At 63.4% G+C, this 12672-nt stretch carries 12 protein-coding genes; 8 read left to right on the top strand and 4 right to left on the bottom strand.

All coding sequences use genetic code 11. The features are described from left to right. Nucleotides 1-175: 175 nt before the first annotated feature. The 3 genes from VJR90_04455 to VJR90_04465 form a co-directional block, all read right to left on the bottom strand. Nucleotides 176-1072: a carbon-nitrogen hydrolase gene (locus VJR90_04455; GenBank protein HKV96728.1), complete on the bottom strand. Its 897-nt coding sequence runs from the start codon at nt 1070-1072 to the stop codon at nt 176-178. Nucleotides 1073-1143: 71 nt separating this feature from the next. Then, on the bottom strand, nt 1144-2196 hold the full coding sequence (locus tag VJR90_04460; protein ID HKV96729.1) for an agmatine deiminase family protein: 1053 nt from the start codon (nt 2194-2196) through the stop codon (nt 1144-1146). A gap of 49 nt (nt 2197-2245) precedes the next feature. Next, a complete protein-coding gene (locus VJR90_04465; protein HKV96730.1) occupies nt 2246-2446 on the bottom strand; it encodes a hypothetical protein in 201 nt (66 codons plus the stop codon). Here VJR90_04465 and VJR90_04470 point away from each other — a divergent pair. The 4 genes from VJR90_04470 (at nt 2439) to VJR90_04485 (ending at nt 6742) form a co-directional block, all read left to right on the top strand. Then, the gene (locus VJR90_04470) at nt 2439-2813 is read left to right on the top strand and encodes a hypothetical protein (protein ID HKV96731.1); all 375 of its coding nucleotides are present in this window, start codon (nt 2439-2441) and stop codon (nt 2811-2813) included. The genes VJR90_04465 and VJR90_04470 overlap by 8 nt on opposite strands. Nucleotides 2814-3294: 481 nt before the next feature. Continuing rightward, complete coding sequence (locus tag VJR90_04475; GenBank protein HKV96732.1) at nt 3295-4542, top strand: lipoprotein-releasing ABC transporter permease subunit; 1248 nt, start codon at nt 3295-3297, stop codon at nt 4540-4542. Beyond that, the gene (lolD, locus tag VJR90_04480) at nt 4535-5251 is read left to right on the top strand and encodes a lipoprotein-releasing ABC transporter ATP-binding protein LolD (GenBank protein ID HKV96733.1); all 717 of its coding nucleotides are present in this window, start codon (nt 4535-4537) and stop codon (nt 5249-5251) included. The genes VJR90_04475 and lolD overlap by 8 nt, the downstream gene beginning before the upstream one ends. 33 nt (nt 5252-5284) lie before the next feature. Further along, nucleotides 5285-6742: an oligopeptide:H+ symporter gene (locus tag VJR90_04485; GenBank protein ID HKV96734.1), complete on the top strand. Its 1458-nt coding sequence runs from the start codon at nt 5285-5287 to the stop codon at nt 6740-6742. 19 nt (nt 6743-6761) lie between these two features. Here the strand turns inward: VJR90_04485 and VJR90_04490 are convergent, their stop codons facing one another. Further along, nucleotides 6762-7313, bottom strand: coding sequence for a DUF2062 domain-containing protein (locus VJR90_04490; GenBank protein ID HKV96735.1), 552 nt, complete (start codon nt 7311-7313; stop codon nt 6762-6764). A gap of 145 nt (nt 7314-7458) precedes the next feature. Here VJR90_04490 and VJR90_04495 point away from each other — a divergent pair, with 145 nt between their 5' ends. The 4 genes from VJR90_04495 to msbA all read left to right on the top strand — a co-directional run bounded on the left by VJR90_04495 (nt 7459) and on the right by msbA (nt 12663). Further along, nucleotides 7459-9744, top strand: coding sequence for a DNA internalization-related competence protein ComEC/Rec2 (locus VJR90_04495; protein ID HKV96736.1), 2286 nt, complete (start codon nt 7459-7461; stop codon nt 9742-9744). A gap of 72 nt (nt 9745-9816) precedes the next feature. Beyond that, entirely contained in the window at nt 9817-10479 is a 663-nt protein-coding gene (locus tag VJR90_04500) for a MotA/TolQ/ExbB proton channel family protein (protein HKV96737.1), read from the top strand. Next, entirely contained in the window at nt 10476-10898 is a 423-nt protein-coding gene (locus VJR90_04505; protein HKV96738.1) for a biopolymer transporter ExbD, read from the top strand. The genes VJR90_04500 and VJR90_04505 overlap by 4 nt, the downstream gene beginning before the upstream one ends. Nucleotide 10899: 1 nt before the next feature. Continuing rightward, a complete protein-coding gene (msbA, locus tag VJR90_04510; protein HKV96739.1) occupies nt 10900-12663 on the top strand; it encodes a lipid A export permease/ATP-binding protein MsbA in 1764 nt (587 codons plus the stop codon). The last annotated feature ends 9 nt before the right edge of the window (nt 12664-12672 follow it).

A 12672-nucleotide genomic window follows, 5' to 3' on the forward strand; every position in this document is an offset into this window, starting at 1 on the left:
ACGGATAGATCAGAGCATCCTTAATTGTGGCGGCATTCATCGCCGCTTTGCAATGGATTTTCCAATCGTCATACCGGCGAATGCCGGTATCCAGTTCTGGATCTGGATTCCCGCTCCTTGTCTTCGCGAGGACAGGTTTCGTGGGAATGACGGCATCAAACCCGGAAATTCCGATCTAATCGCGAAAGCGCTTCAGCAAGTCGCCGTAGGCATCAATGCGCCGGTCGCGCAGATACGGCCAGATGCGGCGCACCGCTTCGGAGCGCCCGAGATCAATTTGCGTCGTGAGCACCTGAGGTTTGTCAGTGCCGGCCTCAGCGAGAATTTCGCCTTGCGGCCCGGCGATGAAGCTCGAGCCCCAGAAACGGATGCCCGTAGTCTTGCCCGCGGGATCCGCCTCGGTGCCGACGCGATTGGCCACCATCACCGGCAGGCCATTGGCCACGGCGTGCGCGCGCTGCATGGTGATCCAGGCGTCGCGTTGGCGCGCCTGCTCGTCCGCCGGGTCTTCCTCCACCCAGCCGATGGCGGTGGGGTAGAGCAGCAGTTCCGCGCCGGCCAGCGCCATGAGGCGCGCGGCTTCCGGGTACCACTGGTCCCAGCACACCAGTACGCCGAGTTTGCCGGCGGAGGTGGCAATGGGGTGAAAGCCGAGGTCGCCGGGCGTGAAATAGAATTTTTCCGAAAAGCCCGGATCGTCCGGAATGTGCATCTTGCGGTAGATGCCGGCGAGCGTGCCGTCGCGCTCGATGACGGCGGCGGTGTTGTGATACAGGCCGGGTGCGCGTTTTTCGAACAGTGAGGCCACGATGACCACGCCCAGCGCTTTGGCAACAGCGCCGAGTTCCTGCGTGGAGGGACCGGGGATCGGCTCGGCCAGGTCGAAGAGGCGCGTGTCCTCGGTCTGGCAGAAATACGGCCCGGTGTGCAGCTCCTGCAGGAGCACCAGCTTGGCGCCGCGCTTGGCGGCCTCGCGGATACCTTTGACACTTTGTGCAAGATTATTGGCACGGTCGGATGTGCAGCTTTGTTGTATGAGGGCGACAACCAAAGTTTTGGGTTTCTGTGTCATGTATCTTCTTAACCCCTCATCCTAACTTCTCCCCTTGAGAAGGGGAGAAGGGGCAAAGTGGTAATTCCCGGTCAGTCACCGGGAATTACTCCTTCGGGGAGCTGCATGGTCACGCAATGCAGGCTGCCGTACTGGTAGATCAGCGGCCGGCACATGACCGGCACGATTTCGCGTCCGGGAAACGCCGGCTGCAGGGCCGAGAGAGCGGCCGCATCCGCCGGATCATTATATGTCGGCACCAACACCGCTCCGTTGATGATGAGGAAATTCGCGTAGGTGGCAGGCAGCCTTCGGCCTGTGTGGTCATGGATGGCCTGCGGCCAGGGCAGCGGTATCAGCCTATAAGTTTCGCCATCCTTGCGGCGCAGCGCGCGCAACTCTTCTGCCATGGCCTGCAGATCGGAATAATGGGGATCGTTGCGATCATCACAAGCCTGATAGGCGATGGTGCGCGCATCACAGAAGCGCGCCAAGGTGTCTATGTGGCCGTCGGTGTCGTCGCCGTCAATCGCCCCCTGTTTGAGCCACAAGATACGATCCACACCGAGCAGACGCCGTAGCTCGCTTTCAATCTGCGTGCGATTCAGCGTGGGGTTGCGGTTGGGGTTGAGCAGGCAGCTTTCGGTGGTGAGCAGCGTGCCTTCGCCGTCCACTTCAATGCTGCCGCCTTCCAGCACCATCTCGAAGCTTTCCAGCGGCGTGGCGCCAAACGCGCCGCGCGCGTGCAGCGCCTGGGTGATCCGGTTGTCATCCTGATGCGGATACTTTGTGCCCCAGCCGTTGAACACAAAATCCAGCAAGGTCAGCCGGTCATCCTTGAATACCGTCATCGGCCCGTGGTCGCGCGCCCAGGCATCGTTGGAGGACAGGGCGTAAAGATACAGCCGTTCAGGCCGTCCGCCTGCGGTTTTGACCATGCGGCGGATTTTGTCCGCATGCGCATCGTCCATGCAGGTGATGAGCACCCGCTCACGTTTGCTGATTTCAACTGCGAGCTGTGTGTGGCAGCGTTCGACGCTGACGTAATCGGGGCTCCAATCGCCGTCGCTGCGCGGCCAGGTGAGCATCACGGAGCTTTGCGGAGCCCATTCGGGCGGAAGCCGGTAGCTGTGGGTCATGCGCATATAAAACACCCGGCTTGCAGCCGGGTGTGGTTTTGAAATTCAATTGCGATCAAGGATTGTTGGGGTCGCCGTTCTTGAACGGATGTGCCTTGAGCACGGTGTGTACCACGTAATTGTATTCGAAATACACCACATAGGTCGGATAGATCCAGCGTGTGATCGGCGGATGCAGTTTGGTGCCGGGCTCGGGCACGGCCGGCAGCTTCTGCAGGGGTGCGCCGAAGATGTGCTCGACGTTCGCCATGCTCATGCCGCGCACCGGCAGGTTCGGACCGGACATTTCGCCGGCAGGGGTTACGGTGGTGGTGGCCGCCGGCGCAGATGCAGCGCTGGAAGCTGCAGCAGCGGTCGTCGCAGGCATAGCCATGGCGGCGGTCGGTACCGCTGAACTGGAAGCACTCGCCGACTCGCTGACTGCGGGTGGACTGGCAGAGGCAGCGGCACCCGGGGCCGACGTACTTTGTGCAGCCGGAGCCGGCATGGCTGAGGTCGGGGCTGCCGCCGGTGTTGCACTTTGTGCCGAGGGAGCGGGCATATGGCTGGCAGCCGCCACGGCGGGTGTTGCAGGTGCAGCACTGGCCGGAGATTGCGCTGCGGTTGCGGCGGCGGCTTCGTGAGTCGCGCTTATGGCATGTGTGGACGTCGCGGCCTGCGGCGCAGTCATTGCACCGGTCACAGGTGTCGCGGGCTTTACGCCGTGGTGGGCGCAGGCGGCCAAGCCAAATAGGGCCAAAGCGGCAGGAGCAAGAATCTTTATCACATGGCGCGGCATGGGACGGCCTCCCCGTGGATTTAGCCCTAACTATAGCACCTCAAAATGACCTGAAAAAGCTTTTTCAAGCATTGGGTTACCGGGATTTCCTGATGACTGCCTTATCTTGCGTGGCCGCGGTCCGCCAAAAACAAGCTTTGGTTGCCGGCGGTGGCAGGGCGAGCCCGAGCGCATGTCGGGTCCTCAAAGGTGGATCGGGCCTGGGTCCGTCCACCGCCAAGGTCTCCAAAAAAACAGGGAATGACGTCGCGGGCTCTGTTCAGAAATGCACTTCGATGTTGGCTGCGGTCGAACCCGCCGGGCGGTTTATGTTTTAATGCCGCCCCATGTTTCAACCTGTGCCGCTGTTTGTGGGCCTGCGCTATTTCCGCGCCCGCCGCCGCAACCAGTTCATCTCGTTCATTTCCATCATGTCCATGATCGCCATTGCCATAGGCGTGATGGCGCTGATCACGGTGCTGTCGGTGATGAACGGCTTCCAGAACGAGTTGCGCACCCGCATCCTCAGCATGGTTTCGGACGTGACGATCACCGGCTTTGACGGTCGCCTCGATAACTGGTCGGCGGTGCTGGCCAGGGTTCAGGGCGTGCCGCATGTCACCGGCGCCGCGCCCTACGTCGAGGAGCAGGCGATGCTTGCCAACGGCGCCAACATGAGCGGCGCCATCGTGCGCGGCGTCATCCCGGACGACGACGCCCGGGTATCGGATGTGGGCAGGAAGCTCGTCAGCGGCAGTCTCAAGGACCTCAGGCCCGGAAGCTACAACATCATTCTCGGCAAGGATCTGGCTTACGCGTTGGGCGTGGTGCCCGGCGACAAGGTGATCATGCTGATTTCGCAGGGCAACGTCACGCCCGCGGGCATCATTCCGCGCCTGCGACGCTTCACGGTGACGGGAATCTTTTACGCCGGCGTGTACCAGTACGACAGCGCGCTGGCGCTCGTCAATCTCAAGGACGCGCAGACGCTGTACAGCATGGGCAGTGCGGTGAGCGGCGTGCGCCTCAAGCTGGACGACAACCTGCTCGCACCGGCCATCGCGCAGCAACTCTCCGGCACGTTCAACGGCAAGTACTACGTGAGCGACTGGACGCAACAGAATGCCAATCTGTGGACGGCCATCGCCATCGAGAAGAACGTGATGTTCGTGATCCTGTCGCTGATTGATCTGGTGGCGGCCATCAGCATCATCATCGTGTTGGTGATGGCGGTGACCGACAAGCAGTCCGACATCGCCATTCTGCGCACCCTCGGCATGACGCCGCGCGGCATCATGGGCGTATTCGTGGTGCAGGGCACCTTGATCGGCCTGCTGGGCACCCTGTTGGGGCTGGTGCTCGGCGTCCTCCTGGCCGACAACGTGAATAACCTTCTCGATCTTGCGCGTCGCTTGTTCCACGTGCAGATCTTCCCGGCGAGCGTGTACTACATCAGCAATCTGCCGTCGGATATCTACGTGAGCGACGTGCTCAAGGTGTGCATTGCCACCTTCGTGCTCACCGTGCTGGCCACGCTCTATCCCGCGTGGCGCGCGGCGCGCACCCAGCCGGCGGAGGCGTTGCGCTATGAATAGCGTAACCGCCGCCGCATTGCCCGACGATGACGCGGTGATCCGCTGTCGTGATCTGGTCAAGCACTTCACGGAAACCGGCCACATCGTGGAGGTGCTTAACGGCATTGATCTTGCCGTAGGCAAGGGCGAAACGGTCGCCATCGTGGGCGCTTCGGGTTCCGGCAAGAGCACCTTGCTGCATCTCCTCGGCGGACTGGATTTGCCCACCCGCGGCGAAGTCGAAGTGACCGGTCAGGCCATCAATCGCCTGAAGGATGCCGAGCGCGGCCGGCTGCGCAATCGCGCGGTGGGATTCGTATATCAGTTTCATCACCTATTGCCGGAATTCACCGCGGTAGAAAACGTGGCCATGCCGCTCCTGATTCGTGGTGCGCCGGTGATAGAAGCCAGGGACAAGGCCATAACCTTGCTGGAGCGGGTCGGTTTGGGTGAGCGCCTGAATCACAAACCAGGACAGCTGTCCGGCGGCGAACGCCAGCGCGCGGCGGTGGCGCGCGCGCTGATTCACAAGCCGGCGGTGGTGCTCGCCGACGAGCCCACCGGGAACCTCGACCTGCATACCGGCGATCAGGTGCATGAACTCATGCTGGAACTGAACCGCGATTTCGGCACCAGCCTGATCCTGGTGACCCACGATCTGCGTCTGGCCCGTCGCATGCAGCGCGTCCTGCATCTGGAAGATGGCCGCTTGCATGCCTGGCGCGCCTGAAATCGCGAGCGTATTCAAAACAGGCCGAATGGCATGACACCGCAAGCTGTCAACGAAAGTCCCACGACGGCCGCATCTGATTTCCTGGGCCATCCGCGCATGCTGTGGGCACTGCTGGCCACCACGGTCGGTATCAATTTCGCGTTCTACGGATTCCGCGCGTTCCTTGCGCCCTATGTAGCCGAAGCGTTCTTTTCGTCCCTGCCGCACGCCGATGCCTTGAAACAGGCGAATCTGTTGTTTGCGGGTTTTGGGGCGCTGCTGTACGCCACTACCATCGTCGGCGGCTGGGTCGCGGACAACGTGCTCGGCGAGGTGCAGGCGCTGCGCCTGTCGGTATGGCTCACGATCATCGGCTTGGTGTGCATGGCGTTGCCGGGGCGCGAGGCTTTCCTGCTGGCGCTGGCGTTTTACATTCTGGCCGCCGGCCTCGGTATTCCGCTGACCGTGCTTATCGGACGGAATTACCTGAAAACCGACCCGCGGCGCGACGCCGGCTACACGCTGTTCTATCTGGCCATCAATCTGGGCGCGTTTGTCGCGCCGTTCGTGTGTGCCAACTGGATCGGTGTGCACTACGGTTTCCGCTGGGGCTTCATTCCGGCCGCGGTAGGCGCCGCCGCCGCCGCAGTGATATTCGAGTGGAAACACCGGCGCGTGGTTACGTCCGGCGAAACTGTGCGCTTCCAGCGCCGCTGGTCCACGCCGGTCGTGGTGGTGATCACGGTCCTGCTCTCGTACCCCTGCATGCTGCTTTTGTCCCATCCCGGCGTGCTGGCTATCTTGGTATACGCGCTGATGGCGTTGCTGGTGCTGTACTTCATCGTGAGCAGCGTGCGCCGCGGCGATAGGGTGCAGAGTCATCGCTATATCGCGATGCTGCTGCTGTTCATCGCGCTGGTGCTGTTCTGGGCGTGGAGCCTGCAGAGCGCAAGTTCGCTGAATTTCTTCGCGCGCGATTACGTGGATGCGCCCTTCAATTTCACGCTCTATCAGTCGGCCAATCCGCTTTACATACTGATTTTGGCGGTTCCGATTGCGATTCTGTGGCCGTGGCTGGACAAGCGCGGCATCAATCCCTCGACGCCGCGCAAGTTCGGCATCGGGCTCCTGCTCGTCGCCCTGAGTTACGGCGTGATGCTGGGCGCAACGCATTTTCTGCTGCGCCCCGACGGCCATATCAGTTGGTGGCCACTGCTTGTCTGTTATCTGTTCTCGACCGTGGGCGAGCTCTCGCTCTCGCCCATCGGCTACGCCATGATCGGCAAGCTCGCGGCGGCCAATGAAGCCTCGCTCGCCATGGGCGGTTGGTTCTTCGGCGTAAGTGTGGCCTATGACGTCTCCGGCCAGATCGCCGCGATGACCACGAGCGGCGGCATCGGCGGGTACTCACACGTGTTCGCGTTGCTGCTGGTGGTGGGTGTCGCGATTGCCATGGTCTATCTGGTGGCGGCACCCTGGATCGTGAAACTCATGCACGGTGTGCGGTGATTCTGCCGTTATGGCCTGGTTACGGGCGCCCCGACGATTTTTGGGCGGCGCGTAGACGTGCGCGTTTGCGCCAGCGCATGCGGATGGACACCTGCCAGAGCACGCTGAGGGTCACGTAACCAATAAGCGCCAGCAGCATGCCGCCGACGATGCAGCCGAGCCACAGCGGCTCCCAGATGCGCGACAGTTCCATGAACAGCCAGTCGAATGACAGGTGGCGCGGGAACGGGTGGTGGTGCACGTGCAGCAGCAGGGCACCGAGGCGGTAATTGCCGTAGTAGATGGCGCCGAAGGTCAGGGGGTTGTTGAACCACACCGTGAGCACGGCCAGTGGCAGGTTCAGTCGCCAGTAGAACGCCGCCAGCACCGCCAGCAGCATGTGGCCGGGGATCGGTAGACAGCAGATGAACAGCCCGATGGCGATGGCGCCGGTGCTGCCGTGGCGATTGACATGCCACAAAGCCGGGTCGTAGAGCTTTTTCCGGAACGGCCGCACGTACCATTTGCCGCTGAGCCTGGCGCGCAGCTTTTGCCGGTCCGGCATCAGCTTGTTGAGGAACTTGCGTGGCATCGGGCGGGAGCGTCTCCTGGGCGCACTCAGGGTTTGCAAGTGCTGTGGGACAAGCCTATAAACGGATGCGGGCTTGGCAGCATGCAGTTGCGGATGCACACGGCGTAAGCCCATTATTCCATGCTCCGGGGGCCGGGACGAAATCGTGGGAATCGCAGGGATCGCGATGTTGGCGGGCGTGCTGGCGGTGCTGGCACTGCCGGCATTACCTTCTGGGCAGGGCGTGCTGCTCATCGCTGCGCCCCTGGCAGTGCTGTTCTGGCTGTGGCGACCAACGCGCATCCTGATATGGGTGCTGGTCGGCTTTGCGTGGTGCTGGTTTTCCGCCCAGCAAAACCTCCATCTGCGTTTGGCGCCGGCGCTCGAGGGCCGTGATCTCAGCCTGAGCGGCTGGGTAGCGTCCATTCCCAGGATACGTCCGGAATACGCGAGCTTCGAGTTCGCGGTCGAGCGACTCGACGGCCGTGTACCCGGCCACGGGATTCCTCGCCTGGTGCGTTTAAGCTGGTCCGATCTGACATCGGTGCCCGGGGCCGGGCAGCACTGGCAGCTCAAGGTGCGCCTGAAACAGCCTCACGGCTACATGAACCCCGGCAGTTTCGATTACGAAGGCTGGCTGTTCCGCCATGGCATCGGCGCCACGGGATATGCGGTTCGCGGACAGGCCACGATGCTTGCGGACGGCGCACGCTTTCCGTTGTTGCGCGCGCGCGCCGCAACTTTACGGGCCATGCACACGGCGCTCGGTGATCACCCGTTTGCCGGTGTGGCGGCGGCGCTCGCGATCGGCGAAGGCGGCGCCATTGATGCGCAACAGTGGCGCGTCTTTCAAAACACCGGCACCGCACATCTGGTGACAATTTCCGGCTTTCACATCGGACTCGTGGCCGGACTGGTGTTTTTGCTGGTCCGATTCCTGTGGCGGCGCAGCGCCTGGTTGTGTTCGCGCGTGCCGGTGCCGGTGGCCGGAGCGTATGCGGCCTTGCTGGCCGCTTGTCTGTACGCCGCCATGGCCGGGTTCTCGGTACCGACGCAGCGTTCGCTCATACAGTTGGCGGCGATTGCAGGTGCGGTGCTGCTGCGCCGGCACGCGCGTCCCTGGGACATGCTCGGACTCGCGTTGCTCGGCGTGCTGTTGCTCAATCCACTGTCGGCGGGCGAGGTCGGCTTCTGGCTGTCGTTCGGTGCGGTGGCGGCCATCTTCTACGTATTCAGCGGCCGGCTGCACCTCACGCGCGGAAAATTCATGCAGTTGCTGCGCACCCAGTGGGCGGTGGGCATCGGTTTGCTGCCACTGCTGGTGTATTTCTTCCAGCGCGCCACGCTGGTGTCACCGCTTGCCAATTTCGTGGCCGTGCCGGTTTACAGCCTGCTGGTGGTGCCGCTGGTTTTGGTGGGCGTGGTGTTCCTGGGCGTCTGGCCCTGGGCCGGAGCTTTGATTCTCAAGCTCGCGGCCGGAGTCATGGCCATCACTTGGCCATTGTTCGAGCGTCTGGCGAATATGCCGGCTGCGCAATGGAGCGCGCCCGAACCATCCATGTTGGTGCTCGCCTGCGCCATTGCGGGCACGCTCTGGCTGCTGCGGCCGCGGCGCATGCCCGCGCGCTGGCTTGGCGCGCTGTTGCTCCTGCCGTTGTTCGTGCATCGCCCGACGGTGATACCGGAGGGCGGATTCAATCTCGCACTGCTGGACGTGGGCCAGGGTCTGTCCGCGGTGGTGCGTACCGCGCGCCACACGCTGGTGTACGACACCGGCCCGGCATTCTCCGAGTCCGATGCCGGGCAGCTGGTGGTGATTCCGTGGCTGCGCAGCCGCGCGCTTGGTGCGCCGGATTTGACCATCGTGAGCCATGGCGACAACGATCACGCCGGCGGCTTGCGCAGTTTGCGCGACGCCTGGCCGGACATGCCGGTGCTGTCCGGTGCGCCGGCGCGGGTGGCCGGGGCGCAGCGCTGTGTGCGCGGCCAAAACTGGGATTGGGACGGTGTGCATTTCGAGATGCTGTCGCCCGCCGCGGGAGATTCAACGCGTGGCAATGACGCGTCGTGCGTGTTGCAGATCAGCGGTGCCAGCAGCAGTGCGTTGCTGGTCGGCGACCTGATGCGCGAGGGCGAGCAGCGCCTGTTGCAGCGCGACGCGGTGCGCCTGGGCAGCGACGTGCTGGTGGTGCCGCATCACGGCAGCCGCACTTCGTCCGCCACGGAATTCATCGCGGCGGTGGCGCCGCACTTCGCACTGTTCCCGGTGGGCTATCGCAACCGCTGGGGTTTCCCCAGCCCGCAGATCGTGCAGCGCTATCGGGATGCGGGTGCGAGCGTGCTGGATACGGTGTCTTTGGGAACGGTGGAAATGCGCCTGTGGCCGGGACAGCAACCCGCGGTGGAGCGCCGCTGGCGCCTGGATCACGCGCGCTTCTGGACGGCCGAGTAAGCCGCCGGCGGCATTCGCCGGGCCGCTAAAATCCAGTATCATGCCCGGGGTTCGGCGGCGGGCGCGCAGTGCATGATTGAAATCATCAAATCCGGCGGTTGGCTGATGCTGCCGCTCATCCTGTGTTCCATCCTAGTGGTGGCCATCGTGGCGGAACGCCTGTGGACGCTGCAGATGCGGCGCGTGGCCCCGGAGCACCTGGCGGCGCAGGTGTGGAACTGGCTGAAAAACGGCGAGCTTGACGACGAACGCTTGCAGGCGCTGCGCGCCGGCTCGCCGCTCGGCCGCATCCTCGCGGCCGGACTGGAGCAGCGCCACGCGAGCCGCAGCGCCATGAACGAAGCCATCGAGGACACCGGGCGGCACGTGGTGCATGAACTGGATCGTTACCTGATCACGCTCGGCACCATTGCCAGCATTTCGCCGCTGCTCGGCCTGCTGGGTACGGTGCTCGGCATCATGCATGTGTTTGCCGCGATTTCGACTTCCGGACTGGGCAATCCGGCGATGCTGGCCGGCGGCATTTCCCAGGCGCTGATCACCACGGTGGCGGGTCTGACCGTCGCCATCCCCGCGTACGTTCTGTACCGCTACCTGCGCGGCAAGGTGGACGATCTCGTGGTACGCATGGAGCGCGAGACCACGCGCCTCATGCATGCGGTGCGCAGCGCGCACAATGAACCGCAGGCCCTGCCCGCGCTCAAGGCCGTGAGCGCGCGCGAGGGGCGCGCGTGAAACTGCGCGCGCGCCAGTGGGAAGAGCCGGAGCTGAACATCATCAACTTCGTGGACGTGATGCTCATGCTGCTGGTGTTCTTCATGATGACCACGCACTTCATCCAGAACACCAGCCTGAACTTGGAACTGCCGACCGCAAGCGTGGCGCCGGCGCCCACCGAGCTCAAGGGCATCGAAGTGACGATTGATGCCCAGGGCCACTATTACATCAATCAGCAGGCCGTGACCGGCACCAGTCCGGAAGCGGTACGCGCCGCGCTGCTGGCCGCGGCCGGTGCGCGTCGCGACGTGCCCATCATCCTGCGTGCCGATGCGCGCTCCAGTCACCAGTCGGTGGTCACAGTGATGAACGTGGCCGGTGAACTGGGATTCTCGCAACTGCAGATACTCACCACCCAGCCGCCCGCGGAAAACTGACATGCGTTTTCTGCGCCTCGACGGCGGCGTGCTCAAGGTTTACCGGCGCCTGTTGGGCTACGTCGTGCCCTTCTGGCAGGTATTCGCGCTCGCCGTCCTCGGCATGGTGGTGTATGCGCTCACCCAGCCGGCGTTCGCCGCGCTGGTTAAGCCGCTGCTCGACGAGAGTTTCGTGCAGCACAACACGCAAAGCATCAGGCTGATTCCGGCGCTGGTAATCGGGTTGTTCGTGTTGCGCGGCGTGGCGGGTTTTTTTTCCACCTATTTCATCAGCTGGGTGGGGCGCAGCGTCATCAAGCGCTTGCGCGGCGAAGCCTTCGGCAAACTACTGCGCCTGCCGACGCGCTTTTACGATGCCACCTCGTCGGGCGTGCTGGTTTCCAAGCTCACCTACAACATCGAGCAGGTGGCGGAAGCCACCACCAATGCCATCACCGTCATGATCCGCGATGGCCTCACCATCCTCGGCTTGATCGCATGGATGTTCTACCTGAGCTGGGTGCTGTCGGCGTTCATCCTGGTGGTGGGTCCGCTGATAGCGTTGCTGGTGCGCTTCGTGAGCGATCGTTTCCGCCGCTACAGCAGCCGCATCCAGGACTCCATGGGCGACGTGACCCGGGTTTCCGAGGAAGTCATCGCCGGCCACCGGGTGGTGAAGCTGTTTGGCGGTCTGGAACAGGAAAGCGCGAATTTCGAGCGCGTCAACGAGCACAACCGCTATCTCAACATGAAGCTGGTGCTGGTGAATGCCGGATCCAGTCCCATCATCCAGTTGCTGGCTGGCATCGGCATGGCGCTGGTGATCTACATCGCCACGCTGCCCACGGTGTTGCCGACGATTTCCGTGGGTACCTTCGGCTCGTTCCTGAGCGCGGTGTTGCTGCTCATGGCGCCGCTCAAGCACCTCACCGACATCAACGCGCCGCTGCAGAAGGGCATCGCCGCGGGGCAGAGCATCTTCGAGCTGCTGGATGAAGAGGGTGAAACGGCGGGCGGCAGCCGGTCCCTGACGCGCGCGCACGGGCAGCTGGAATTCCGTGAGCTGAGCTTCGCCTATACGGCTGCCAACGGCGCGGTGCTCAAGGATATTTCCTTCAGCGTAGCGCCCGGCGAGACCGTCGCACTTGTGGGCCGGTCCGGCAGCGGCAAGTCCACGCTCGTGAGCCTGGTGCCGCGCTTTTACGATCCGGGTGCCGGTGCGATTCTGCTCGATGGCCACGATACGCGCGAGTATGCGTTGTGCGACCTGCGCGAACAGATTGCGCTCGTCAGCCAGGACGTGGTGCTGTTCAACGATAGCATCCGCAACAACATCGCCTACGGCAGCCTGGGATGGCACACCGAGGCGGACATCGTCGCGGCGGCCGAGGCCGCGCACGTCATGGAGTATGTGCGGCAAATGCCGCAGGGGCTGGACACCATGGTGGGCGACCGCGGCGTGCTGCTCTCCGGCGGACAGCGCCAGCGCATCGCGATCGCGCGCGCGTTGCTCAAGAACGCGCCGCTGCTGATACTGGATGAAGCCACATCCTCGCTGGATAGCGAGTCCGAGCGCCACATCCAGGCGGCGCTCGAACGGCTCATGCACGCGCGCACCACGCTGGTCATCGCGCACAGGCTGTCCACGGTGGAGCGCGCGGACCGCATCATCGTGCTGGATCAGGGACGCATCATCGAATCCGGGCGGCATGCCGAGCTGCTGCAACGCAACGGCCATTACGCGCGCCTGTATCGCATGCAATTCCGCGACGTAGCCGTAGCCTGAGTTTTCACC

The sequence above is a fragment of the Gammaproteobacteria bacterium genome, from assembly GCA_035279405.1.
In the GTDB taxonomy this organism is placed as follows: Bacteria; Pseudomonadota; Gammaproteobacteria; order Natronospirales; family REEB76; genus REEB76.

What these genes read in the sequence shown, in the direction of transcription:
- VJR90_04500 (HKV96737.1), top strand. Translation starts at nt 9,817, where the DNA reads ATGATTGAAATCATCAAATCCGGCGGTTGGCTGATGCTGCCGCTCATC.
- msbA (HKV96739.1), top strand. Translation starts at nt 10,900, where the DNA reads ATGCGTTTTCTGCGCCTCGACGGCGGCGTGCTCAAGGTTTACCGGCGC.
- VJR90_04475 (HKV96732.1), top strand. Translation starts at nt 3,295, where the DNA reads ATGTTTCAACCTGTGCCGCTGTTTGTGGGCCTGCGCTATTTCCGCGCC.
- VJR90_04465 (HKV96730.1), bottom strand. Translation starts at nt 2,446, where the DNA reads ATGAGCATGGCGAACGTCGAGCACATCTTCGGCGCACCCCTGCAGAAG.
- VJR90_04485 (HKV96734.1), top strand. Translation starts at nt 5,285, where the DNA reads ATGACACCGCAAGCTGTCAACGAAAGTCCCACGACGGCCGCATCTGAT.
- VJR90_04470 (HKV96731.1), top strand. Translation starts at nt 2,439, where the DNA reads ATGCTCATGCCGCGCACCGGCAGGTTCGGACCGGACATTTCGCCGGCA.
- lolD (HKV96733.1), top strand. Translation starts at nt 4,535, where the DNA reads ATGAATAGCGTAACCGCCGCCGCATTGCCCGACGATGACGCGGTGATC.
- VJR90_04455 (HKV96728.1), bottom strand. Translation starts at nt 1,072, where the DNA reads ATGACACAGAAACCCAAAACTTTGGTTGTCGCCCTCATACAACAAAGC.
- VJR90_04460 (HKV96729.1), bottom strand. Translation starts at nt 2,196, where the DNA reads ATGCGCATGACCCACAGCTACCGGCTTCCGCCCGAATGGGCTCCGCAA.
- VJR90_04490 (HKV96735.1), bottom strand. Translation starts at nt 7,313, where the DNA reads ATGCCACGCAAGTTCCTCAACAAGCTGATGCCGGACCGGCAAAAGCTG.